This window comes from Phyllobacterium sp. YR531, assembly GCF_000282595.1.
Lineage (GTDB): Bacteria > Pseudomonadota > Alphaproteobacteria > Rhizobiales > Rhizobiaceae > Phyllobacterium.
On record NZ_AKIZ01000016.1, the window covers coordinates 539067 to 562905 of the forward strand.

Consider the following 23839-nt stretch of genomic DNA (forward strand, 5'->3'; position numbering starts at 1 on the left):
GTGTCTCCCCCTAAACCTTAGCCGATTTTGATAACGGTGTCGGAAATGAATGATAGTGGCGGAACTGGCAGGTTCTCTGGTGCAGGTCCCTTACGGATGCGTCCGGCCGTGTCATAATGCGAACCATGGCATGGGCAGAACCAGCCACCGAAATCGCCCTGCTGACCAAGTGGAATACAGCCGAGATGCGTGCAAACGCCCACCATCACCAGCCAGTTTTCCTTTTCCTTGACCGCTGTACGATCGGCGTCAGTTGCCTGCGCGTCACTAGGCAGATTGGCGTTGCGCGCAATCGGATCCTTGAGTTCGCTTAGCTCTACAGCCTTGGCTTCCTCAACTTCCTTTGGCGTACGGTTGCGAATGAATATCGGCTTGCCGCGCCACTTTACTGTCAGCGACATGCCCGGAGTAAGGGCCGAAACATCAACTTCAATGGACGAGACTGCCAGCGTGGATGCATCCGGGCGCATCTGATCGATAAAGGGCCAAGCAAAGGCGCCAACACCGACCGCACCGGCCATACCTGTCGCAATATAGAGGAAGTCACGCCGTGTCGGCTCGGTCGTATCGTGTGCGCTCACGGGGCCTGGTCCTTTCCGAATAACAACGCAGCTGAAGCCCCCGCTCTATCAACAATAGCAGATTGGCCCACTAGAATGAGCCACGCGGAATCCCCAACATATCGGGTGGTTTCTAAGCGTGTCGCAGGGCCTTGTCCAGCCTGACAGAGCCACAAGGGCAGGATGTCGCAGGGATAACCGCAGGCCTAGTCGTGGGCAATAAACCCGCCGGACTGACGCGCCCAAAGGCTGGCATAAATGCCATTGGCTGCAATAAGTTGGTCGTGCGTCCCGGTTTCGACAATGCGCCCCTCATCCATCACCACCAGACGGTCAAGCGCTGCGATGGTGGAAAGCCTGTGGGCGATGGCAATTACGGTCTTGCCATGCATCAATTGATAGAGGTTGTCCTGTATGGCTGCCTCTACTTCGGAATCGAGGGCGGATGTCGCTTCATCCAGAACCAGAATAGGCGCATCTTTCAGCATAACCCGTGCAATAGCGATACGTTGGCGCTGTCCACCGGAGAGTTTGACGCCCCGCTCACCCACATGCGCATTCAGGCCCTTCCTGCCTTTCGGATCACTCAAACCATCTATGAATGTGTCGGCCTGCGCATTTTTTACCGCTGCACTCATCTGTGCTTCGGTAGCATCGGGTCGCCCGTAAAGGATATTTTCCCGAACTGACCTGTGAAGAAGCGAGGTATCCTGTGTGACCATTCCAATACTGGCGCGCAGGGAGTCTTGCATGACCGTTGCGATATTCTGACCATCGATCGAAATCGTACCACCTTCAAGATCATAGAAACGTAGTAGCAGATTAACGAGCGTGGATTTTCCTGCTCCAGAGCGACCGACCAATCCGATCTTTTCGCCAGGTTGAATGGATAACGACAAATCATCAATGACGACTTTGGCACTGTCATAATGAAACCGGATATTCTCGAATTTTATCGCCCCACGCGGAACTGCAAGCTCTGCCGCACTCGGAGCATCTACTACCGTAACTGGCTTCGCCAGCATTTCCATGGAATTTTGAATAGTGCCGTAATTGCGCAGCAAGCCGTTGAGATTTGCCATCATCCGGATCAACAACATGCTCAATCGCAGCACGAGACCAAGAGTGAAAGCCACTTCACCGGATGAAATTTCACCAGCCAGCCACAGATCAATCGAAACATAGGCCACCGTGCAAATCATGACACCACTGGTAGACGCCAAGGAGATACGGATGCCGCTCAAGCCCCGTGTAAGCGTCGTGATGGCATGCAGCCAGCGATCCATGCCCTGACGGATATAGGCATCGTCGCGGCTCGCCGTACCGAATAATTTCAATGTCTGGATATTGCTATAGCCATCTACAAGCTGCCCCATGGCAACGGAACTGCTCTCGGCTGTTTCGCGTGCAGCACGGCGCACACGCGGCAGAAAATAACGCGCGGTCAGACCGAAGACGCCAAGCCAGATAATAACGACAGATGCCAGACGCCAATCCAGTCGACCAATGAGAAAGAGTGTTGTCGCGCAATAGACCAGACTGAACCAAACAGCCTGCAGCAAGGTGACCATGAAGTCACCCAGCGCCTGACCTGTCGCCCATACTTTGGTGACGATACGGCCGGAAAAATCATTCTGAAAGAATGACAGGCTCTGGCGATAGACAATGCTGTGGGCCTGCCACCGGACCAGATTGTTGAAACCCGGGACAATCGCCTGTTCTTCAACCAGTGCCGCCAGTGAGAGGACCAAAGTGCGTCCTACAAAGACTGCCAGCAACATCAGGAGCAACGCTACACCGTGGCGATCCATCAGACCGCTCCAGCCCTCAATACGATCCGTTGACGACAGGATGTCGATGATCTTGCCGACGAACCAGAAGAGCCCTGCTTCGAAAAAAGCGATAAGCCCTCCACAGACCAGCATGGCGAGGAAAACATATTTCTGCTGACGGACATAGAACCACATGAACGCCAATGTGCGGTTCGGCACCCCATCGGAAGGAGCTTTGGCGTAGGGATCAACCCAGCTTTCGAAAAATGAGAACAGGCGTTTCATGCAAACCACATCGCTGGGAATATCCTTGTGGCTTGTTAAACCATGACGGGCGCAGCCATATCACGACTGGCTGAACACTTTCCGGTGAGTCCCGCCAGCCGTCAAATTAAACTTGGTTCATATTGCTGTCTGCTAATCATCCAATCCGAGAAAGCCGCCGGACTGGCGCGCCCAAAGATCGGCGTAAATGCCGCCCGCAGCGATGAGTTCATCATGGCTGCCGCTTTCCACGATCTGCCCCTTATCCATCACGACAAGCCTGTCGAGAGCTGCAATCGTCGAAAGCCGGTGAGCAATGGCGATAACGGTCTTGCCTTGCATCAGGCGATAAAGATTGTCCTGAATTGCCGCTTCGACCTCGGAATCAAGCGCCGATGTTGCTTCGTCCATGATCAGGATAGGAGCATCCTTCAGCATCACTCGGGCGATAGCCACACGCTGTCGCTGCCCGCCTGACAGTTTGACGCCGCGCTCACCCACATGTGCATCGAAGCCGCGTCGCCCTTTCGGGTCTGAAGCGGATTCGATGAATGCATCTGCCTGCGCATTTTTTACGGCCTGCCGCATCAGTTCTTCGGAGGCGTCGGGCCGCCCATAGAGTACATTATCGCGGATGGAACGGTGCAGCAGAGATGTATCCTGCGTGATCATTCCTATGTGTTCGCGTAGTGAATCTTGCCGGACCTTGGAAATATCCTGTCCATCAATCGTTATCTTGCCGCTCTCAAGATCGTAGAACCGGAGCAGAAGATTGACGAGAGTGGACTTTCCTGCGCCTGAGCGCCCGACCAATCCGATTTTTTCACCGGGTTTGATATCGAGCGACAAACGATCAATAACGCCTGCCCCCTTGCCATAATGGAAACCGATTTTATCGAAAGTGATAGCACCGGCTCTAACATCAAGATCAGGCGCAGCAGGCACATCCATAACCAGTCTTGGCAGTGAAATTGACGTAATACCATCCTCAACTGTGCCGATGTTTTCGAACAATGCGGACATTTCCCACATAATCCATTGCGACATGCCGTTAAGACGAAGCACCAGACCAATTCCCACAGCAACAGCACCTACCGAGATGGCGGAACCGAGCCAGAGCCAGATTGCGATTGAACTGACCGAGAAAAGCAACAGGCAGTTCATCGCATAAAGTGTGACGTGAAAGCCGGTTACCATCCTCATTTGCCTGTAAGCGGTCGATAGAAACTCTTCCATACCCTCACGGGCGTAACTTTCCTCACGCCTTGAGTGCGAAAAAAGTTTGACTGTCGCAATGTTTGTATAGCTGTCAACAATACGCCCCGTCATTGAAGAGCGAGAATCTGCCTGTGCCTTCGATGCAACCTGCAGGCGCGGAATGAAATACCACATCAGGCCGATATAGGCCGCAAGCCAGACCAGAAACGGCACCATGAGACGCAGATCGGCGGCGGCCGCGATGATCAAGGTGCCGGTGAAATAGACGATCACATAGTTCAGGACATCAAGCAGCTTCATCACTGCTTCACGCACCGCCAGCGACGTTTGCATCAGCTTTGTCGAAATACGTCCGGCAAACTCATCCTGAAAGAATGCCATTGACTGGCGAACCACATAGCGATGCACCATCCAGCGAATTCGCATGGGATAATTGCTCAGCAGGGTCTGATGGATAATCAGCGAATCGAGAAGCACTATCCCGGGCATTGCAATGAGAACGACACCCGCCAATAAAGCGAGTTTCCAACCCTCATCGGCCAGAAAGGTCTCGCGCGAGTGATTGGACAACCAGTCGACGATATTGCCCAGAAACGCATACATCGAGACTTCGAGAACAGCTATCAGCGACGTGCAGACTGCCATGACAGCCAGCCAAGGCCAAACACCACGGGTGTAGTGCAAACAGAATGCTACCAGCGTTTTTGGCGGCTCACTTGGCTCGGCCGAAGGGAATGGCTCAAGCTTTTCTTCAAACCAGCGAAACATCGTCAGACCTCTTTCGGGATCGGCAAGAAATTATATCCAGCGGGAATTGCCGGATCTGGTTAGCGAAACAGGATGGAAGAAACATGCAAACGCCAACCATTGGGACGAATGCGGATTGCGTCTTTAAAAGAAGGGACTAATCGACCCAGAACCGCTCGCGACACCGGCCACAGCTTCCTTTGGAAAAGCTGTCCGGTTTGGAAGAAGTCGGAATAATTCAGTCATCGACACCTCCAGAATTTGCTCGACCGTTGCGGTGCAACCCGTATAGCGATTATGAACAGCAAAAGCGAGGGGCCATTCATTTTGTACGATGCTTCCTTCACACAACTGTTGCCAATGGAGCACGTCAACTTGACCCACAACACTTCAAACCTGCGGATTGCGCTTTATCAGCCGGATATTCCCGGCAATACCGGCACCATATTGCGCATGGCGGCTTGTTTTGGCATTGGGGTCGATGTCATCGAGCCTGCCGGATTCGACATTTCCGACCGCTCGTTGAAGCGTGCCGGGATGGATTATCTCGAACAGGCCGCGCTGACACGTCATGCGGATTGGGAGACATTCCAGGAATGGCGACTCAGCGAAAAACGCCGTCTGCTTCTCTTTTCAACAAAAGCCGCAACGCCCTATACCCGCTTTTCTTTCCAAACCGGCGATATCCTCTTGCTTGGACGCGAATCGGCAGGTGTTCCTGAAAACGTGCATCAGGCTGCTGACGCACGATTGATAATCCCGATGGTTCCGGGAGCCCGCTCACTCAACCTTGCTCTTTCCGCAGCGATTGCGACAGGTGAAGCACTACGACAATTGCACGTTTTATAAAAAAGCCGCCAGCCAGAGGCTGACGGCTCTTCTAACGTATGAGATCAGTCAAGCTGAACCGGCTTGCCAGCTTCCCACTTGTAGAAAACGAACGCCGGCGTTGTCAGGTCGCCTGTCGCTGAATAGGCAAGATCACCAACAACTGTTGGCAGTGCTTCGCCAGACTTGATCTTGGCAGCTACTTCCGTTGGCTCTGCTGAACCTGCCTTTTCAATGCCCGCTGCGATAACCTGCAAGGCGGCATAAGCATTGAGCGTGAAAGCTTCCGCCGGAATGTTCTTGGCTGTCAGCGCTTCAACAATCTTTGCAGCAGCAGGATTCTTTGTCGGGTCAGCACTGTTCGTGAAGAGCGTACCGGCAGCGGCTTCACCACCAATTGCCCAATACTCGGTGTTTGACAGACCATCCGGGCCGATCAGCTGTGCCTTGATGCCCTGATCCGAAAGCTGACGGGCAATCAGGCCGCCTTCCGCATGGTAGCCACCGAAGTAAATGACATCAGCCTTCTCGGACTTGATACGAGTGATCAGAGCACTGTAGTCCTTTTCACCGGCATTGATGCCTTCGAAAACAACTTCGGTCACGCCACCCTTGTTCAAAACAGCCTTCAAGCCATTGCCGATACCTGTGCCATAAGGCGTCTTGTCATAGACAATGGCAATGCGCTTGTCTTTGAAGTTATCGAGGATGTACTTGCCGGCAACATCGGCCTGCTGGTCATCGCGTCCGCATGTACGGAAAACTGTCTCAAGTCCGCGCGTTGTCAGCTCCGGCGTCGTGGCAGTCGGGGTGACCATCACGATACCGTTCTCGGCCAATACATCGGATACCGGCATTGCGACACCGGAGGTTACTGGACCAACGACAAACTTTACGCCCTCGCCCACAACCTGGTTAGCAACGGAAACGCCCTGTTTCGGTTCGCCCGCGTCGTCAAAGACCTTGGTGACGATTTTTTCGCCCTTGATGCCGCCAGCGGCGTTGATAGCTTCAGCTGCGCTCTCAACACCATTCTTGACCTGCAAGCCATATGCGGCAACCGGGCCTGTGACAGGCGCGATGATGCCTACAACAATGTCAGCACGGGCAAATGACGTCATTGCCATGACAGCCGCAACCGCGACTCCAGAGATCAACGATAAACGCATGGTATCCTCCAATTTTTTGTGCGTCCCGGAAGATTCTCCGGTGCTGGGAAAAAGTTCTACTGGCTTTAAAATAGGCTGTCAGCCACGATTCATCGCAATAAGAGAGAAATAGCTTAAAAACTCAAAATAATTTCAAAACGAAGCCCATTTCGTCCGGAAATCGATCATTTTATTGAAGAAACCATCAATTTTATTGTTGTTTGGTGAAAAAATACGACTTTAGTCTGCGTTGGGCAGTCGCCGCATGGTAAACTCAATTATGTCGCCGGGGCGTTCATACCAGCTTTCTATCTCTGTCCAGTAAGCAGCCTTCGGGTATTGGGCAAACCATTCCTTTGCCTTTTCACGGGCAGCAACCCTAGGCAGCTTGAAGCTCTCACGCACAAAAGCACCACGCTGTTGGCTTGCGTCCTCGCGGCTTTGCTTCAATCTCTTGCGAAGTCCGTCGAGAGGCGGTTTCGGAAATTGCGATCTGGGTGCTCTGGAAATCATACTCGTATCCTTCACTGCCCTACACACCACAGATTATGTGGAGAGTGCCCGAAAAACGAGTCATTTTTTGTGCATTTGCGAATTGGGTAAACGGCAGTGTCTTTTGGCTGTAATCCGTTGTGCTATTGTCCGGGCAAACAAGGATTCTCATCTCATGGACCGTCCCGATATTCCCGCCATCCTTCCCGAAGCTCTGGAAGAGAAGAAAACCGCGGCAACTGCCTGGTTTACAGAACTGCGCGACAAGATTTGCGCCAGTCTGGAACAGTTGGAGGACGAACTGGATGGCCCTCTTTCCGATCGTGCGCCCGGGCGATTCAAGCAAACGCCGTGGCAGCGCGATGGAGACGGCGGCGGCGGAACCATGTCGGTCATGCATGGCCGCGTGTTCGAGAAGGTCGGCGTTCATATTTCGACAGTTCACGGCGAATTCAGTCAGGAGTTTCGCAAGCAGATACCGGGTGCCGACGAGGACCCTCGGTTTTGGGCGTCGGGCATTTCATTGATTGCGCATCCCCAAAGCCCGCTCGTACCAGCAGTCCATATGAATACCCGAATGGTCGTTACCACCAGACAATGGTTTGGTGGCGGCGCCGATCTGACACCGGTGCTTGAACGCAAGCGTCAAGCTGACGACACTGATACAGTGGCGTTTCACAAAGCAATGAAGTTCGTTTGCGACAAGCACTCGGCTGTCGCCAACCACGAAAAGTTCAAATCCTGGTGTGACGAATACTTCTATTTGCCCCATCGTAATGAGCCACGTGGAACGGGCGGTATCTTCTACGACTGGCTGCACTCATCCGAAGAGAACGGTGGGTGGGACGCGGATTTTAACTTTACGCGTGATGTTGGCCGCGCATTCTCGGTGGTTTACCCCTACCTTGTGAGGCAAAATTTCAATCAGGATTGGACTGACACTGATCGACAGGAACAATTGGTCCGGCGTGGTCGCTATGTGGAATTCAATCTGCTTTATGACCGGGGAACAATCTTTGGTTTGAAGACAGGGGGCAATGTTGACTCCATTCTATCGTCGATGCCGCCAACAGTGAAATGGCCATAACCGGGCAATCTCAGGGATCAATTCAGCCACTTATGCGTTATAATCTCCAATGTTGCGAAACGAGTGCGGCTCGCACTCGCAATAGGGAGAGAAGCCATGAAAGAACTTCATTGCATTGTTCCTGGTTGCCAGTGGCATACACGTCACGACACCGAGGCTGAAATCATTCGACGGACGACCGAGCATCTACGCGAGACACATGGCGAAACAGCTATCCGCGAGTCGATGTTGGACACCATCAAAGCCAATATCCAGCCTGAAAAGGGCAAAGCAGCTTAGACTGTAGCTGCAATCTCCGGTATTCGCGCTAAAAGCGCATCTCGCCCTAGTGCGAAACCGGAGTTTACCCATTCCTCTTCAAGCTGTCTTTGAATTTGCCCGATCGCCGGGCCTTCAAGTCCGCTCTGTGCCACAAGGTCCCCCCCCGAAAGCGGAAAGTTTGGGCGCTGGTAATTTTCCGTAAATGCAAGAAGCTTTGACAGATGGCCAGCTCGCATCATGGCTTTATTGTCATTGAGCGCCTGCGTGCGTGCACTGACGATCGCCAACCGAAGCCGGTCTTCAATACCTCGAATATTGCTTCGATAAAGCTTTTTAGCCAAACCCGTCTCGGATATTTCTGCAGAAGGAAGAACAGCGTTTGCCCAATGCTCGAAGCGTTCGCGTTCGCTGTTTGACAATTTCAGTCGTGCGGCCATCGCTGCCACCCGATTGGCATCCGGTGGAATAATGCTAGCAAGACGCAGCATGGGATCAACTTCCCAACGCAAATCCTGCTCGGTGTTTACGACACCGTGAATACTATCGATTCCCCACTTCTCGCTTTCCGGCAAAATAGCCGTCAAAACGCCTGCCTGCCTCATCCACAAGAGCGCGCGCGAAGGGTCAGGAGCAGCGAGAAGTTTTTTCAGTTCCGACCATATCCGTTCTGCCGACAGCTGTTCCAAGCCGTCCTTAAGACGTGCACAGGCCTTCAATCCTTCGCTTTCCGGGCGACCCTTGCCATACCATGCAAAAAACCTGAAAAACCGCATAATACGCAGGTAATCCTCTCGGATACGCTGCTCGGGATCACCAATGAAACGCAAGGTCTGGCTTTCAATGTCGGCGATGCCGCCAACCAGATCCAAGACAGTACCATCAGCATCAGCGTAGAGAGCGTTGATGCTGAAATCCCGGCGTTGCGCATCCACCAGCCAGTCGCGGCCGAAGGCTACTTCCGCATGCCGCCCATTGGTATTGACGTCAGCGCGCAAGCTGGTGATTTCATAGGGATTGCCATCACTCACGACAGTTATTGTACCGTGGTCAATTCCGGTCGGGATTGCTTTGAGGCCCGCCTTTTGCGTGCGTTCAAGTATCATTTGCGGCAAACATGTCGTGGCAATATCAATGTCTGAGACAGGCTGACCCAGCAATGTATTGCGCACTGCGCCGCCAACGATGCGCGCCTCTTCACCATCAACGGACAATATGCTCAGCAACGATTGCAATGATGGCTCTTTAAGCCATTCTGCTTCGCCTGCAATGGAAACTGTATCGCTCAAGTGTAGAGCCTTTCATAAAGTGTTCGAATAATACCTGCGGTAGCGCCCCATATAAAGCGGTCACCAAACGGCATTGTGTAATAAAAACGTTCTTTGCCCTGCCAAACCCGGCTTTCGCGGCGGTGATTGGCAGGATTCATGAGGAATGACAAAGGTACCTCGAAAATGTCGGCAACTTCATCAGCATTTGGAGCTAAATCGAAGGGTGGATAAACCAGCCCAAGGACAGGTGTGATGGAATATCCGGTCGCTGTCAGATATCGGGGCAGACGACCGATAACCTCTACGTTGCGCCGCTCCAGCCCGATTTCTTCATGGGCTTCACGCAATGCCGCCACTTCCGGCTCATAATTATCTTCAGGATCAATCGCGCCTCCGGGGAAAGCAACTTGGCCGGAATGTTTGCGCATATTTGCATTTCGCAGTGTCAGAATAACACTCGCTTCAGCTCCGCGATCAACAATCGGTACAAGCACCGCTGCATCTCGCAATGGATTTTCGGCAATCAGCGCATCAAGATCGGGGTTAAGCACATGGTCACCATGTTCAATCTCGAAGTCCTGACCGCCCTTAAGCCTCACACGTTGTGCAAACGAACGCGCTGAGAACCCCTCGTCTAAAACCGCCTGTTCTTTCATAGGCTTTGCTTTTCAAGTTCGCTGGCGGGCATTATCGGAAAGACAGCGCCCTTGGAGCGCACCGCAAACATGGCTTTGCCATTAATTTCGATCTCCTCACCATGATTGACCAGTTCATACATCACAGGCCGCGCAAGCAAAGCTTCAAGGCGGCCACGCACCAGTAAATAAGGTTTCAATCCACCATTATTCTTATCGACGACAAAGCGCAGCGGTTTATCCGGACCAGCTTCAACAATATCGCCAACATTGGTGCGAAATGTCATGAGTTGAGCCTCGCCTGAGCCCGAAACATTCAGCTCGACTGCCAGAAAATGTGCGTCCTCGACCCTGATTCCCACCTTCTCAACGGGAGTAACCAGATAGGTGTTGCCGTCTTCGTCTTTGCGCAACACAGTAGAAAACAATCGAACCAGCGGAAGCCGCCCGATGGGTGTTCCCATATAGAACCAGGTCCCATCGGCCTTTATCTCCATATCGATGTCGCCGCAAAAGTCCGGATTCCATTTATCGACAGGTGGCAGCCCTTTTCCTGCAACGGCAGCACGCGAGATCAGTGCTTCCAGCCCTGCCGCGTCCGCCGGAATGCCCGTTGTTTCTGCCATGACCAGACCTTTTTTCTGTATACGTCACGAAATAGTCACCGTTGAGCCGCTTGTCAGCATGTCATAGTGATTTAGATTCATTTAAGAAAGAGTCTGAGCAGATACCAGTCAAGAGGTGAACCCATGAGCGTGATTAAACCTGAGGTATCGGTCGATCCGAAAGAAATGGTTGCTGAGGCCGAGAAAGCTCTCGCTGACATCGCCAGTATAAAAACCGGCATCGGCAAGGTCATCTTTGGCCAGGAAAGCGTCATTGAGCGAACACTCGTCGCACTTCTGGCGGGTGGGCATGCACTTCTTGTCGGCGTGCCCGGACTTGCCAAAACCAAGCTCGTCGAAACACTTGGAACTGTGCTTGGATTGGACGAGCGCCGCATCCAGTTTACCCCGGACCTCATGCCATCGGATATTCTCGGCTCTGAAATCATGGAGCAGGATGAGAATGGCAAGCGGACTTTCCGCTACGTCAAAGGCCCGATCTTCGCACAATTGCTGATGGCCGACGAAATCAACCGCGCATCACCACGCACACAGTCCGCGCTGTTGCAGGCCATGCAGGAATATCACGTGACCATTGCTGGCGAGCGTTATGACCTGCCGCAGCCATTTCACGTTCTGGCAACGCAAAATCCGCTCGAACAGGAAGGCACTTATCCCCTTCCTGAAGCGCAGCTTGATCGGTTTCTCATGCAGATCGATATTCTTTATCCAGAACTCGAGGCCGAGCGGCAAATCCTGCTTGCGACAACAGGTACGAGCGAAGCCGTCGCAGCAAAAGTCATCGATGCAGAACGTCTTCGCGCCATGCAAAATCTCATTCGTCGCATGCCCGTTCCAGAGGGTGTGGTCGATGCAATTCTCAATCTTGTTCGTGCTGCGCGCCCCGGTGCTGACAACGATATTGCCAAAAAATTCATCTCCTGGGGTCCCGGCCCTCGCGCAAGTCAGGCCCTGATGCTGTGCGCGCGCGCGCGGGCGCTTTATGATGGTCGTCTTGCCCCGTCAGTGGATGACATAAAGGCGCTGGCAGAGCCCGTGCTGCAACATCGCATGGCGCTCACCTTTGCCGCTCGCGCGGACGGAATGAATGTTCGTGATGTGATTGGAAACCTGACAAAGGCCGCCATCTGATGGCAGCAATCGGCGCGCAGGTCCAAAAGACTGGCACGGGAGATGCGCTTGCACGCGCCCGTCAACGCGCCGCTCTTTTGCCCGATCTTCTTGTCGAAGCCCGCCGTATCCTCAATACGGTGAATACCGGATGGCATGGCCGCCGCAAAAGCGGTGTCGGTGAAAGCTTCTGGCAATTTCGGCCCTATTCAGAAGGCGAAGCCATATCGCGCATCGACTGGCGCCGCTCTGCACGCGACGACCGCACCTATATTCGCGATCAGGAATGGGAAGCTGCACACACAGTGTGGCTTTGGGCAGATCCTTCACCTTCCATGTTGTTCAAATCAGAGCAGGCTCAAGTTTCAAAAGAGTCTCGCGCGCTTGTCATGATCTTGGCCTTGGCGGAACTGCTATCTCGCAGTGGAGAGCGAATCGGTTTTCCAGGGGTTACCGATCCAAGTTCTGCCCGAAACGGAGCAGAGCGTTTGGCGACATCCCTTGCGCACGCAAGCAATCTAGCCGCCAAACCTGACCTTAGTCGGGTTAAACGTTTTTCAGAGGTCGTTCTTGTCAGCGATTTTCTCGATCCTGTCGATGAAACAATCGCCACGCTGGAAAAACTCGCTCATTCCGGTGCCCGAGCACATCTGATCGAAGTGTACGATCCTGCAGAAGAAGATTTCCCCTATCGACGCAGAACCGAATTTGTCGATCCGGAGACCGGTTCGACTCTGACATTCGGCAGAGCAGAAGATTATGCCGACGACTATCGCCGCCTGTTTTTCGCCCGACGTGCCGCATTGAGCGATTTTTGTAAGCGGATCGGCTGGAGCTACACCACGAACCGTACGGACCGGCTGGCATCCGAAGCGCTTGTGTCCGTACATATGAACATGACGGCCAATGTGGGCTATCAGGGAGCGGCATCATGAATGCACTTCCTCTGGCTTTCGGTGCGCCTCTGCTTCTGGCAGGACTTGTCGTCCTGCCGGTGATCTGGTGGCTTTTGAGGGTAACCCCGCCGCGTCCGGTTCTGGAAATATTTCCACCCTTGAAGATACTTGCGCAGCTGAAACAAAAAGAAGAGACACCGAACAAGAGCCCATGGTGGATCACACTTCTGAGGCTTTTGCTTGCTGCTTTCGTTATTCTCGCTTTGTCGGAGCCAGTCTGGAATCCACGCGCTGAAACCATGTCTGGAAAGGACCCTGTCGCCATCGTGCTCGATAATGGCTGGTCGTCGAATGAGGAATGGACCGCCCGCAAGGAAACTGCGGAACGGCTGATTGCCGATACTGAAAGCGACGGCGCACTGATTTACATCGTCGGAACCGCCGAAAAAACCAACACTGAAATTGGCCCTTTCGATGCGAACACCGCTATGGAGCGGCTTCGCGCTTTGACAGTCCGACCAATTCCCGTTGACCGTCCGCAAGCCTTCTCCCGGCTCAAAGCAGCGCTGGCAGATACGAAGGGCACACGGCTGGCATATCTCAATGATGGTGTAGATACACCGCAGGCAGCAGATGCCATCAAATCAATCGAAGGTTCCGGCATAGCCTCAATGCTGTGGTATCAACCATCAATAGGTTCACTGGTTGCGATCAGGCAGGCTACAAACAATGCCAACGGCCTTACCGTGCGCGCTGTTCGTTCAAATGTCGATCGCAGCCAGAACGCGATCACTGTTGGGGCATTTGACGAGAAGGGCCGCCGGATTTCTGATGCAGGCCTCGTATTCAATGCTGGCGACACCACTGCCGAAGCGGTAATTGCAGCGCCCTATGAATTGCGAAACGACTTTCATAGTTTGCGTATTGATGGAACAGCGCAGGCCGGAGCCACTTATCTGATTGACGATAACAACAAGCGACGCAGGGTTGCTTTGCTTTCGGGCTCTGAGGCTGACCTGTCACAACCTTTGTTATCACCGCTCTACTACATCTCTCGTGCACTTGAACCGTTTGCAGACTTACTTCGCCCGCGTAGTGCCGAACTCGTTCGCGCAGTACCTGAACTGCTGGAGCAAAAGCCATCGGTCGTTATCATGGCCGATATTGGCAAGCTTCCTGCGGAGACGGAAAAAATCTTGTCGGATTGGGTCAACAAGGGAGGCACACTCATCCGCTTTGCCGGTCCCCGCCTCGCAGGTGGTAGTGAAGAAGACCCGCTTCTTCCTGTTACATTGCGCAAAGGCGAACGATCACTGGGCGGCGCACTATCGTGGAAAGAAGCGCAGCCTGTAGCCGCTTTCCCCGCAAACGGACCATTTGCAGGCCTGCCGACGCCACAAGATGTGACTGTAACACGGCAGGTTCTGGCCGATCCCAGTGCAGACCTCTTTGAAAAGAGCTGGGCGAATCTCGCGGATGGAACTCCGCTCGTTACTGGCGAAACACGTGAACGCGGGCAACTAGTCCTGTTTCATGTAACTCCGGAGGCGACATGGTCGAATCTCCCAATCAGCGGCAGCTTTGTCGATATGCTGCACAGGATTGTCTCTCTTTCAACAAATGCCGGATCGATCACACAAGACAATGGAGCAAGCGGGGCGAAGGCTTTGCCGCCCTATTTGACCCTTAATGGTGAAGGGGCATTGATGCCCCCCAATCAGGATACCAGACCGCTCACGGCAACAGATTCCAATCCACCTGTGACATTCGAGAATCCTCCCGGCTTTTATGGTGTTGAAGATGCCATGACTGCGCTCAACCTGTTCAAGCCCGATGGGGAGATCAATCCGCTCATACGCCCTGAGCTGAATTTTCCTGTAACGACCGCACGCTATGCTGTTGATGAATCTGTACCGCTGCGTGGGCCGCTTTTTGCTCTTGCTGCGTTGCTGTTGGCACTTGATGCACTTGCCATTCTCTGGCTCGGTGGGCATCTGCGCCGACGTATGCGCACCGCAACTGCAGCTTCACTGGCAATTTTGTTGCTACCAGCGCTTATCGCCTTTGCACCCACGCCCGTATACGCTCAACAGAATGACAGCAAGCCGGGTGACCAAGCCATTCTCGATGCCATCAATGTGACTCACCTTGCCTATGTCATTACAGGGGACGGAGGTGTTGATGACATCAGCAAGGCTGGTTTACTTGGGCTTTCCAAGGCCTTGGCGGACAGCACTGCACTGGAACCCGGCGATCCTATCGGTGTCGATCCCGCCAGAGACGAGCTTGCCGTCTATCCGTTGATTTACTGGCCAGTGGATGCCGCGGCCAAAATGCCGTCATCCGAAGCAATAGCAAAAATCGATGCCTATATGCAGCAGGGTGGTACTGTTCTTTTTGATACACGCGATCAGGATGCAGCTGCATTCAACTTCGAGAACTCGACAACACCCTCCACCCAAAGGCTGCGGGATATCCTCGCTGGTTTGAACATACCACCATTGGAGCCTGTGCCCGGTGATCACGTTCTGACGAAATCATTTTACATTCTGCAGGATTTCCCCGGTCGTTACCATGGCAGCCCACTTTGGGTTCAGGCATCGCTTAACGATGAAACACGCGCTGATCGGCCTGTCCGCGCAGGTGATGGCGTATCGCCGATCATTATCACCGGCAATGATTTTGCCGGTGCCTGGGCAGTCAATGCTGATGGATCACCTTTGTTGCCAACAGTGCCAAATGATCCCGTGCAGCGCGTGCATGCATTCCGCACGGGCATCAATATCGTCATGTATATGCTGACCGGCAATTATAAATCCGATCAGGTGCATGTCCCGGATCTCCTTTTGCGATTGGGGAACTAGGCCATGTATCTTTCAATCGATTTCCAGCCTCTCCTTTCCAATACGCTGCTTTCGCTCCTGATTGTTCCGCTCCTTGCGCTGACCTTGGCAGGTGTCTTTTTTCGTCAGCGAGGTAGTCTTATTCGTGTGCTGGCAGTTGCGGTCCTTGCCTTGGCGCTGTTTAACCCGATTATCGTCAATGAGGAGCGCGAGCCTCTTAAAAGCGTGGTGGCAATTGTCGCTGACAGGAGCCAGAGTCAGGATATCGGCAGCAGGTCTGCCGATACCGATACGACACTCGCTCAAGTGCAGGCGGCATTGGCAAGGCTTCCACAATTTGAAGTTCGCACTGTAGAAACCGGCCGTGCCACCGAGAACAATGATGCGACATCGACCCGACTTTTCGGCGCTTTGAACAGTGCATTTCGCGATGTACCGCCCGCTCGTATCGGTGGTGCCATCATGATCACTGATGGTCAGGTTCACGATATCCCGGCCAACAAGGCTGGCATTGGTTTCAACGCTCCAGTGCATGGTTTGATCACCGGTACGCCGAACGAAATTGACAGGCGAATTCAATTCGTCCGTGCGCCACGTTTTGGTCTCACCGGCAAACCGCAACAAATGACCTACAAGGTTACCGGCGCGGGCGAACCTGCGGGTGGGCGTGCCAATGTACGTGTGCGTGTCAACGGAACGGAAGTCAGCAGTCAGGACGCTATAATCGGCGAGGATATGCCTCTGGAGGTCACGCTACCTCGCGCGGGGGTCAATATTGTTGAGATCATTGTTGATACGATTCCGGGCGAGCTGACTGAGGTTAATAATCGCGCAGTGGCTATGGTCGATGGTATCCGCGAAAATCTTCGCGTGCTTCTCGTCTCGGGTGAGCCGCATAATGGTGAACGGACATGGCGCAATCTGCTCAAGTCCGATGCGTCGGTTGACCTGGTGCACTTTACAATCTTGCGTCCGCCGGAAAAACAGGATTCGACACCCATCAACGAACTCTCATTGATTGCCTTTCCAACCCGTGAGCTTTTCGTTGAACGTATTACAGATTTCGACCTGATCATCTTTGACCGGTACCAGCACCGCGATGTGCTGCCACTGCTCTATTACGACTACATCAACGATTACGTTCAGCGGGGCGGTGCCTTGTTGATCGCCGCTGGTCCCGAATATGCCGGGAATATGTCGATAGCCAACACGCCACTTCTCTCTGTGCTTCCTGCAATACCGACAGGGAACATTGAAGAAAAGGCATTCTATCCTCGCCTAAGTGAACAGGGAAAACGCCATCCTGTAACTCGCGGCCTTGAAGGCAGCACACAGGAACCGCCAAACTGGAGCCGCTGGTTCCGCGTTATCGACGTCAATCAGCCGGAAGGTGAAGTTGTCATGAACGCAGGAGACCGGCCGCTGCTGGTTCTGAATCGTCTGGGTGAAGGACGCGTCGGTATGTTCCTGTCGGATCAGGGCTGGCTTTGGGCACGCGGTTTTGAAGGTGGTGGACCGCATGCCGCTCTTTATCGGCGTATTGCCCATTGGCTAATGAAAGAGCCGGAACTGGAAGAGGAGGCACTGACTGCCAAAGGTACCGGGCGTAACCTGGAAATCCGTCGTCAGACTATGGCAAAGACCGCCGATCCGGCGAGTATTATCACTCCATCCGGCAAGACTCAGCCCATTCCTCTGGCTGAAACAGAGCCGGGTGTTTTCGCGGCATCTGTGCCAATGAATGAGATCGGGCTTTATCAGGTCGCGAATGGCGATCTGACGACATTGGCACATGTTGGACCTGTTGATGCGCCTGAGTTTGCAGACAATATTTCCACTACGGCCAAACTGGAACCGCTGACCCGTGAAACAGGCGGCGGCGCACGTCGGCTGCGTGCCGATGCAGATCAGGCATTAATTGAAATCCCGAATATTGTTGCTTCACGCGGCGCCGCAAGCGCCAGTGGCGACAACTGGATTGGACTGCGCCCCACCAGTGAAACCGTGCTTAAAAGCGTTGACCGCCTGCCCCTGTTTTCAGGCTTTCTCGGACTTGCGGCTATGATACTGGTGCTGGGAGGCATGTGGTACCGCGAAGGCAAATAAATCTCACATCACCGAAGCGTGCCGAACCTTACCTTGCACGTCTTTCAGTGCGTGAGGCACAAGTTCACACGCCAGAAAACGCGATGGCTCGACAGGTGCGGGCATTAATATCTGATGCCCCTCAATCCGTCGAAAGCCGAATGGCGCATAATAGGGTTCATCACCGACCAGAATTACCAGCTTGTGACCTGCGACCCGGGCTGCCTCCATGCTTGTACGCATCAAGGCCGCACCGATACCCTGCTTCTTCCATGCTGGTCGGACCGCGAGCGGGCCAAGCAACATGGCTTTTGTCGTTCCAATTAGCACAGGGGTCAGCCTGACTGAACCCACCACATGCCCGCCATTGGTAGCGACGAAAGATAGCGTGCGATCGTGCGGACCACCTTCCCGGATGCGATAAGCCGCGCGGGTGAAGCGGCCGGGACCAAAGGCTTCCTTGTTGATATCTTCGATGGCGGCATCATGCATCGGTTCTTCCGGTGCGTAGGTCACGACATGGGACAGCATGCTGGTATCTTCATATGGGAGTGGGACAAAACCTTCTTTTCCAGAAGGCAAATACAGGAACTTCCGCCGCTACTAGCGCCGGTCAAGGTTTCATCGTCGGATGAACAAGATACCTGTCACAATTGTCTCCATTTTTTCTCGCTAACATTAAACCGAACCGCCGTAAACCGGAAAATGCAGACCGCTTCGGGAAAGCGACACTGTGTTTACTCGAAGTCACCTGGCAGCAAATTAAATAATTCCTAGGTAAGCACAGGAAATACGCATATCCCTATCGCTACCGGATGCTCACGAAGGAAGTTCAAAAATGGGTCTGTTGATTGATGGCGTTTGGCATAACCAATGGTATGACACCAAAGAAAGCGGAGGCCGGTTCATCCGTTCGGAATCGCAATTCCGCAATTGGGTAACACCAGATGGCAGTGCCGGGCCGAGCGGAAAAGCTGGTTTCAAAGCCGAACCGGGCCGCTATCACCTTTATGTTTCATACGCTTGCCCCTGGGCCCATAGAACCCTGATTTTTAGAGCTTTGAAACAGTTGCAGGACGTGATTTCAGTTTCGATTGTCGATTACTATATGGGGGACGAAGGCTGGACGTTCTCAGGGCAGGATAGTGCCACGGCCGACCATCTGTTCGGTTACAGCCGTCTGCACGAAGTCTATACCCGTGCCGACGCCAACTATTCAGGACGTGTCACCGTACCAGTGCTTTGGGACAAGCAACAGAACACCATAGTCTCCAATGAATCCTCTGAAATCATCCGCATGCTTAACTCCGCATTCAACGAGTTTGGTGATGCAGATTTGGACTTCTATCCGCAAGAACTGCGCGGAGAGGTCGACGCCATCAATGCGCTGGTTTACCCGAACATCAATAACGGGGTCTACCGCGCAGGTTTTGCTACCACACAGCCAGCTTACGAAGAAGCTTTCATCCAGTTATTTGGAGCATTGGACGAGATCGAGCAAAGATTGGCCAAACAGCGCTATCTGACTGGAAACCGTTTGACCGAAGCAGATTGGCGCCTCTTTACAACACTCCTGCGCTTTGACCCGGTCTATGTCGGTCATTTCAAATGCAACCGACAGCGTATTGCGGACTATACCAATCTTTCAAACTATACCCGTGAACTATATCAGGTTCCCGGCGTCGCACCGACTGTCAACATGCAGCACATCAAAGGGCATTACTACGAAAGTCACAAAACGATCAATCCAACCGGTATCGTTCCTGTTGGACCCGAGATTGATTATGCCGCACCGCATGATCGGGATCGCTTCGAACAGGCGTGACTACCAAAACAATGGTGGCTCCAGTCCGCCCAGTATTTCTGAAAGCCTTTGCCGGGTAGAGGGCGTAGTATCCTCCGGCAAGGCATCCAGTTTGAAGAACCCTGCTTCGGCAATCTCGCGATTGGCAGCAAATGGAGCAATCTGGCGAAAGGACCTGCAGACATAAAGCGCCACATGATCACGTTTGGACGCGTGGGCATTGTGGTAGATGGCAAAGAGTTCAGGACGCGCGGTCAATTCGATATTGCCCTCTTCCATAAGTTCCTTGGCCAGTGTCTGCTCAACAGTATGACCTGTTTCAACGCCTCCGCCCGGGAACTGCCAACCGCCAACATAGGTGTGGCGGATCAGAAAAACTGAATTTGCAGCTTCATCCAGAACAACCCCGCGCGCGCCTAAAGTCATTGGGCGGCGAAGCAGAAAATAGGTGTGGAAAAGACGGTGGCGCCACTTGGGATGCTTTTCAGCCATGATGCGCTGTTTTCAATGGAACTGTCTGACCATGCGACGGTTGTATCACTGGATTCCTGTTGAATAGTCTCATAAAGCTGAACTGATGTTCCGTCTTGCACATATCTCCGACATCCATCTGTCACCCCTGCCCGCGCTTACTTTGCGTGAGCTGATTTCAAAACGTATTACCGGCTATATCAACTGGCGCTCAAATCGCAAAGGCGTGATGACTGGCGGCACCCTTGATGTATTGACGGCAGAGCTCAAGGCAGAACATCCGGACCACATTGCGGTTACAGGTGACCTTGTAAATCTTGCGCTTGATGAAGAGCTTGAGACGGCACAACGCTGGCTCAAGACATTAGGCAAACCTGAGGATGTATCAGTCGTACCGGGCAATCATGATGCTTATGTTCCCGGCGCGCTGAAGAAGACACGGCGCTTTTGGGAAGCATGGATGCGAGGAGACAAACAGGCAGCCGAAAACCTGCCTGTCGAGTTTCCTTATCTGCGTGTGCGTGGGGATGTTGCACTGATAGGCGTATCCTCAGCGCGCGCCACCGCCCCATTCATGGCGACCGGTGATCTCAGATCAAAGCAGGCGAAGAAACTGGCCGAAATTTTAGCTGAAACCGGCAAACGCGGCCTGTTTCGCATCATCATGATTCATCACCCTCCCGTCCGGGGAGCAGCGCCTTCCCATAAGCGGCTGCTTGGCATTGGCCTGTTCCAGCGTATTGTACGTCAGCACGGCGCCGAGCTTGTTCTCCACGGTCACACCCATCTCGCGACGCGTTATGACATCAATGGCCCGAATTGGACTGTTCCAGTGATATGCGTTCCTTCCGCAAGCCAAAGCTTTGCGGGGAGCCATAAACCGCCTGCTGCCTACAACATGTTCACAATTGAAAAAACCAATGCCGGCTGGTCATGCCATATGAAACAGCGCGGTGTGGTTGACGCGCAGATAAACATCCAGACTATTCGCGAAGATGATTTATGGGGCTAAGCAAAGCTGGCGCGATCGCTTAAAAGTACTGCGCAAACCGATCCCAAAAAGCCACTACAAGTACTCCCGTACCTACCGCTGCTCCGATCAAAAACCAATACGTGGCGGTAATAAATGAGCTCAGTCGCGATCGTTGTTTAATTACCGGAGCAACTGGAGATAGCTCGGGGTTAAAATCCTGGCGTGGTGAATCTTTTACAGGTTTTGCGTCGGTCAAACCGATACGGCTGCCCTCCATCATCTGCTGCCGTTCAACAATCCGCTCTGCAATGTAATTGGTCACCGCATCAGCTATCGGTCTTATATCAGTAGCTTCAGCAACCAGCACCCTTCCATGCCTGGTATCACGGACAAAACGATAAGTCCGTCGATCTCTGGCCATCGTAACATGCGATGTTACATCGATCCATAAACGCGGTTGCTGCCCTTTGGACACTGCAAACTGCCACTGCGGATCATCGACAGGCACATCATCAAAAACTTCCTGCAAATCCTGCGCAAGAACCTCAATACGGGCCAGATCAGCTTCCTTCGCATCCGTGATGAAGTCGTTCCGATCAGCAGCAGCAAGTTGTGCACCGCGCACCGCTTCCGCAAGGCTCAATCTATCTCTGGGATTTGAGTTCTCTTTCATCGGTTCCTTCAAGTTGAATCGACCGGTTTTTGAACGAAGTTCCGGGCTACTGATCATTAGCAACCCATCCCCCTCAATGCACCTGAAACTTGTCAGAATGAGGCCAACCCTTCGACTTAAGCAAAGGATTGGGCCGAATTATTTAGCCGATAAAAATAAGCAGAACAGCCTGCTGCACTATTTCGCTATGATGCGATTGGCAGCGGAAACAATGCCTTCAAGCGATGCGGTCACAATATTCTTGTTAATCCCTGCACCGAAGATTTTTCCACCAGGATGCTCGATTTCCATATAGCTGATGGCAGCCGCATCGGAGCCACGTTGGAGCGAGTGCTCTGAATAGTTGGCCACCGACATTTTAAAGCCGAGATAATGCGAAAGCGCGTCAATGAAGCCATCGACTGGTCCAGTGCCCCTGCCCTCGATACGCTTTGTTTCACCACCATCGGTTATTTCGGCTGACAATATTCGAACACCCTTACGTTCAGTATCCGGATAGGTATGGTGATCGACGAATTTCAGCCTTGCATCTGGCTGGTCGACATAGAGTTCCTGAAAACGATCGTAAATGCGCTTTGAAGGCATTTCCTTGCCTTCTTCATCAGTAATGTTCTGAATATCTTCGCGGAATTCCACCTGCATGCCGCGTGGCAAGTTCAATCCATAGTCAGCCTGAAGAATGTAGGCGATGCCGCCCTTGCCTGATTGCGAATTGATACGAATAATTGCCTCATAGCTCCTGCCGACATCCTGCGGATCAATTGGCAGGTACGGAACTTCCCATAAGCTCTTGTTTGCCTGTTTGATCGCCTTCATACCCTTATTGATGGCATCCTGATGCGAACCGGAGAAAGCCGTATAAACCAGTTCACCGACATAGGGGTGACGTTCCGGGATAATCAGCTGATTTGAGTATTCGTAGACTTCTTTCATCCGGTTGATATCCGAACAATCAATCTCAGGATCGACACCCTGTGTGAACATGTTCAACGCCAAGGTTACAATATCGACATTACCTGTGCGCTCGCCATTGCCAAATAATGTACCTTCGACACGATCAGCACCCGCCATCAAGCCAAGTTCCGTTGCAGCGATGCCGGTCCCGCGGTCATTGTGCGGATGCAATGAAATGATCAGATTTTCACGATTGTCGAGCTGGCGACACATCCATTCAATGCGGTCGGCATAGATGTTGGGCGTCGACATCTCGACGGTCGATGGCAAGTTGATGATGAGCTTGTTGTCCGGGGTTGGTTTGACGATCTCGGTGACTGCGTTGCATATCTCCAAGGCCACTTCCAGTTCTGTACCCGTAAAGCTTTCGGGCGAATATTCGAACCGGAAGCCGCCACCAGCCTTGGCGGCCATGTCCGTGATCATTTTCGCGGCATCGGTGGCGATGCTCTTGATCCCATTCACATCCTTATTGAACACAACCCGCCGCTGCAATTCGCTGGTGGAGTTATAAAAATGCACAATGGGTTTATGTGCGCCCTGCAGTGATTCAAACGTACGAGTAATCAATTCGGGGCGGCACTGAACGAGCACCTGCAATGACACATCCGACCCCGGATTGCCTTCTTCGACACACCAGCGGGCAAAGTCAAAATCTGTTTGCGATGCTGAAGGAAATCCGATTTCGATTTCCTTGAAACCCATGTCCAGCAACAGTGCAAACATGCGCACCTTGCGGTCATGTCCCATGGGATCGACCAGGGCCTGGTTGCCGTCGCGCAGATCAACAGAACACCAGATCGGTGCCTTGTTAATGCGTTTTGAAGGCCACTGCCGATCTTGCAAATCAACAAAGGGATAGGGTTCATATTTCTTGTGTGCGTCGGGCATTCCCACAACTGATCGGGGGGCAACTGTATCGGTCATTTGCTTCTCGTTTCCGGCCGATGCGCATATTTTCTGGCGCAGTCATGGCACTCTTTTAGGCGTTGAACTGAACTTGTAAAGGGATAAGGAGCGAGAGCCGTTTGGCGGTTTCGACCGCCGGACGCTCCTTCAACGAGCCCGGCGATCGCCAATAAGGTCGAGAAGAAGCGGTAGAAGAAAGGCGCGATTCGTCAAGC

21 protein-coding genes are annotated in these 23839 nt (G+C 53.0%); 9 read left to right on the plus strand and 12 right to left on the minus strand.

Annotated features, from left to right (window positions below; genetic code table 11):
• Positions 1–17: 17 nt before the first annotated feature.
• The 3 genes from petA to PMI41_RS09905 all read right to left on the minus strand — a co-directional run bounded on the left by petA (position 18) and on the right by PMI41_RS09905 (position 4582).
• Positions 18–581, minus strand: a complete 564-nt coding sequence (petA, locus tag PMI41_RS09895; RefSeq protein ID WP_008124300.1) for a ubiquinol-cytochrome c reductase iron-sulfur subunit — start codon at positions 579–581, stop codon at positions 18–20.
• Between the two features lie 185 nt (positions 582–766).
• Entirely contained in the window at positions 767–2617 is a 1851-nt protein-coding gene (locus PMI41_RS09900; protein WP_008124301.1) for an ABC transporter ATP-binding protein, read from the minus strand.
• Positions 2618–2749: 132 nt separating this feature from the next.
• Positions 2750–4582: an ABC transporter ATP-binding protein gene (locus tag PMI41_RS09905; protein WP_008124303.1), complete on the minus strand. Its 1833-nt coding sequence runs from the start codon at positions 4580–4582 to the stop codon at positions 2750–2752.
• 354 nt (positions 4583–4936) lie between these two features.
• Here PMI41_RS09905 and PMI41_RS09910 point away from each other — a divergent pair, with 354 nt between their 5' ends.
• On the plus strand, positions 4937–5410 hold the full coding sequence (locus PMI41_RS09910; RefSeq protein ID WP_008124305.1) for a tRNA (cytidine(34)-2'-O)-methyltransferase: 474 nt from the start codon (positions 4937–4939) through the stop codon (positions 5408–5410).
• 44 nt (positions 5411–5454) lie between these two features.
• Here PMI41_RS09910 and PMI41_RS09915 read toward each other — a convergent pair whose 3' ends face one another.
• Positions 5455–6558, minus strand: coding sequence for an ABC transporter substrate-binding protein (locus PMI41_RS09915; protein ID WP_008124307.1), 1104 nt, complete (start codon positions 6556–6558; stop codon positions 5455–5457).
• A gap of 219 nt (positions 6559–6777) precedes the next feature.
• Positions 6778–7050, minus strand: coding sequence for a hypothetical protein (locus PMI41_RS09920; RefSeq protein WP_008124309.1), 273 nt, complete (start codon positions 7048–7050; stop codon positions 6778–6780).
• 154 nt (positions 7051–7204) lie between these two features.
• On the opposite strand from PMI41_RS09920, the gene hemF reads away from it, so the two are divergent.
• Both hemF and PMI41_RS09930 read left to right on the plus strand, forming a co-directional pair.
• Positions 7205–8116: an oxygen-dependent coproporphyrinogen oxidase gene (hemF, locus tag PMI41_RS09925; protein ID WP_008124311.1), complete on the plus strand. Its 912-nt coding sequence runs from the start codon at positions 7205–7207 to the stop codon at positions 8114–8116.
• Positions 8117–8212: 96 nt separating this feature from the next.
• Positions 8213–8395, plus strand: a complete 183-nt coding sequence (locus tag PMI41_RS09930) for a DUF1059 domain-containing protein (RefSeq protein WP_008124313.1) — start codon at positions 8213–8215, stop codon at positions 8393–8395.
• Here PMI41_RS09930 and PMI41_RS09935 read toward each other — a convergent pair.
• From PMI41_RS09935 to PMI41_RS09945, 3 genes are read right to left on the minus strand one after another with little or no spacing between them, the layout of a single operon-like run.
• The gene (locus PMI41_RS09935; protein WP_008124315.1) at positions 8392–9663 is read right to left on the minus strand and encodes a CCA tRNA nucleotidyltransferase; all 1272 of its coding nucleotides are present in this window, start codon (positions 9661–9663) and stop codon (positions 8392–8394) included. The genes PMI41_RS09930 and PMI41_RS09935 overlap by 4 nt on opposite strands.
• Complete coding sequence (locus PMI41_RS09940) at positions 9660–10301, minus strand: CoA pyrophosphatase (protein WP_008124317.1); 642 nt, start codon at positions 10299–10301, stop codon at positions 9660–9662. The genes PMI41_RS09935 and PMI41_RS09940 overlap by 4 nt, the downstream gene beginning before the upstream one ends.
• On the minus strand, positions 10298–10906 hold the full coding sequence (locus tag PMI41_RS09945; RefSeq protein WP_008124319.1) for a DUF1285 domain-containing protein: 609 nt from the start codon (positions 10904–10906) through the stop codon (positions 10298–10300). The genes PMI41_RS09940 and PMI41_RS09945 overlap by 4 nt, the downstream gene beginning before the upstream one ends.
• 123 nt (positions 10907–11029) lie before the next feature.
• Between PMI41_RS09945 and PMI41_RS09950 the strand changes: the two genes are divergently transcribed.
• From PMI41_RS09950 to PMI41_RS09965, 4 genes are read left to right on the plus strand one after another with little or no spacing between them, the layout of a single operon-like run.
• On the plus strand, positions 11030–12037 hold the full coding sequence (locus PMI41_RS09950; RefSeq protein WP_008124320.1) for a MoxR family ATPase: 1008 nt from the start codon (positions 11030–11032) through the stop codon (positions 12035–12037).
• Positions 12037–12951 (plus strand): DUF58 domain-containing protein, encoded by a 915-nt coding sequence (locus PMI41_RS09955; RefSeq protein ID WP_008124323.1) that lies wholly within the window; start codon positions 12037–12039, stop codon positions 12949–12951. Before PMI41_RS09950 ends, PMI41_RS09955 begins: the two co-directional genes overlap by 1 nt.
• Positions 12948–15776: a DUF4159 domain-containing protein gene (locus PMI41_RS09960; protein ID WP_008124324.1), complete on the plus strand. Its 2829-nt coding sequence runs from the start codon at positions 12948–12950 to the stop codon at positions 15774–15776. Before PMI41_RS09955 ends, PMI41_RS09960 begins: the two co-directional genes overlap by 4 nt.
• Before the next feature lie 3 nt (positions 15777–15779).
• Complete coding sequence (locus tag PMI41_RS09965) at positions 15780–17861, plus strand: hypothetical protein (RefSeq protein WP_008124326.1); 2082 nt, start codon at positions 15780–15782, stop codon at positions 17859–17861.
• Between the two features lie 3 nt (positions 17862–17864).
• On the opposite strand, the gene PMI41_RS09970 is transcribed toward PMI41_RS09965, so the two are convergent.
• The gene (locus PMI41_RS09970; protein WP_008124328.1) at positions 17865–18371 is read right to left on the minus strand and encodes an N-acetyltransferase; all 507 of its coding nucleotides are present in this window, start codon (positions 18369–18371) and stop codon (positions 17865–17867) included.
• A 307-nt stretch (positions 18372–18678) separates the two neighbouring features.
• Between PMI41_RS09970 and PMI41_RS09975 the strand changes: the two genes are divergently transcribed.
• Complete coding sequence (locus PMI41_RS09975; protein ID WP_008124330.1) at positions 18679–19665, plus strand: glutathione S-transferase family protein; 987 nt, start codon at positions 18679–18681, stop codon at positions 19663–19665.
• Here PMI41_RS09975 and PMI41_RS09980 read toward each other — a convergent pair whose 3' ends face one another.
• The gene (locus tag PMI41_RS09980) at positions 19666–20136 is read right to left on the minus strand and encodes an NUDIX domain-containing protein (RefSeq protein WP_008124331.1); all 471 of its coding nucleotides are present in this window, start codon (positions 20134–20136) and stop codon (positions 19666–19668) included.
• An 85-nt stretch (positions 20137–20221) separates the two neighbouring features.
• On the opposite strand from PMI41_RS09980, the gene PMI41_RS09985 reads away from it, so the two are divergent.
• Positions 20222–21127 (plus strand): metallophosphoesterase, encoded by a 906-nt coding sequence (locus tag PMI41_RS09985; RefSeq protein ID WP_008124332.1) that lies wholly within the window; start codon positions 20222–20224, stop codon positions 21125–21127.
• A 19-nt stretch (positions 21128–21146) separates the two neighbouring features.
• On the opposite strand, the gene PMI41_RS09990 is transcribed toward PMI41_RS09985, so the two are convergent.
• A complete protein-coding gene (locus PMI41_RS09990; RefSeq protein ID WP_040854483.1) occupies positions 21147–21761 on the minus strand; it encodes a hypothetical protein in 615 nt (204 codons plus the stop codon).
• A gap of 177 nt (positions 21762–21938) precedes the next feature.
• Positions 21939–23642, minus strand: coding sequence for a 2-isopropylmalate synthase (gene leuA, locus PMI41_RS09995; RefSeq protein WP_008124334.1), 1704 nt, complete (start codon positions 23640–23642; stop codon positions 21939–21941).
• Between the last annotated feature and the right edge of the window lie 197 nt (positions 23643–23839).

Coding starts and splice junctions, on each gene's coding strand:
- PMI41_RS09940 (WP_008124317.1), bottom strand. CDS start 10,301: ATGAAAGAACAGGCGGTTTTAGACGAGGGGTTCTCAGCGCGTTCGTTT.
- PMI41_RS09955 (WP_008124323.1), top strand. CDS start 12,037: ATGGCAGCAATCGGCGCGCAGGTCCAAAAGACTGGCACGGGAGATGCG.
- PMI41_RS09950 (WP_008124320.1), top strand. CDS start 11,030: ATGAGCGTGATTAAACCTGAGGTATCGGTCGATCCGAAAGAAATGGTT.
- PMI41_RS09965 (WP_008124326.1), top strand. CDS start 15,780: ATGTATCTTTCAATCGATTTCCAGCCTCTCCTTTCCAATACGCTGCTT.
- PMI41_RS09960 (WP_008124324.1), top strand. CDS start 12,948: ATGAATGCACTTCCTCTGGCTTTCGGTGCGCCTCTGCTTCTGGCAGGA.
- PMI41_RS09945 (WP_008124319.1), bottom strand. CDS start 10,906: ATGGCAGAAACAACGGGCATTCCGGCGGACGCGGCAGGGCTGGAAGCA.
- PMI41_RS09975 (WP_008124330.1), top strand. CDS start 18,679: ATGGGTCTGTTGATTGATGGCGTTTGGCATAACCAATGGTATGACACC.
- leuA (WP_008124334.1), bottom strand. CDS start 23,642: ATGACCGATACAGTTGCCCCCCGATCAGTTGTGGGAATGCCCGACGCA.
- hemF (WP_008124311.1), top strand. CDS start 7,205: ATGGACCGTCCCGATATTCCCGCCATCCTTCCCGAAGCTCTGGAAGAG.
- PMI41_RS09990 (WP_040854483.1), bottom strand. CDS start 21,761: ATGAAAGAGAACTCAAATCCCAGAGATAGATTGAGCCTTGCGGAAGCG.
- PMI41_RS09920 (WP_008124309.1), bottom strand. CDS start 7,050: ATGATTTCCAGAGCACCCAGATCGCAATTTCCGAAACCGCCTCTCGAC.
- PMI41_RS09930 (WP_008124313.1), top strand. CDS start 8,213: ATGAAAGAACTTCATTGCATTGTTCCTGGTTGCCAGTGGCATACACGT.
- PMI41_RS09915 (WP_008124307.1), bottom strand. CDS start 6,558: ATGCGTTTATCGTTGATCTCTGGAGTCGCGGTTGCGGCTGTCATGGCA.
- PMI41_RS09985 (WP_008124332.1), top strand. CDS start 20,222: ATGTTCCGTCTTGCACATATCTCCGACATCCATCTGTCACCCCTGCCC.
- PMI41_RS09980 (WP_008124331.1), bottom strand. CDS start 20,136: ATGGCTGAAAAGCATCCCAAGTGGCGCCACCGTCTTTTCCACACCTAT.
- PMI41_RS09905 (WP_008124303.1), bottom strand. CDS start 4,582: ATGTTTCGCTGGTTTGAAGAAAAGCTTGAGCCATTCCCTTCGGCCGAG.
- PMI41_RS09900 (WP_008124301.1), bottom strand. CDS start 2,617: ATGAAACGCCTGTTCTCATTTTTCGAAAGCTGGGTTGATCCCTACGCC.
- PMI41_RS09970 (WP_008124328.1), bottom strand. CDS start 18,371: ATGCTGTCCCATGTCGTGACCTACGCACCGGAAGAACCGATGCATGAT.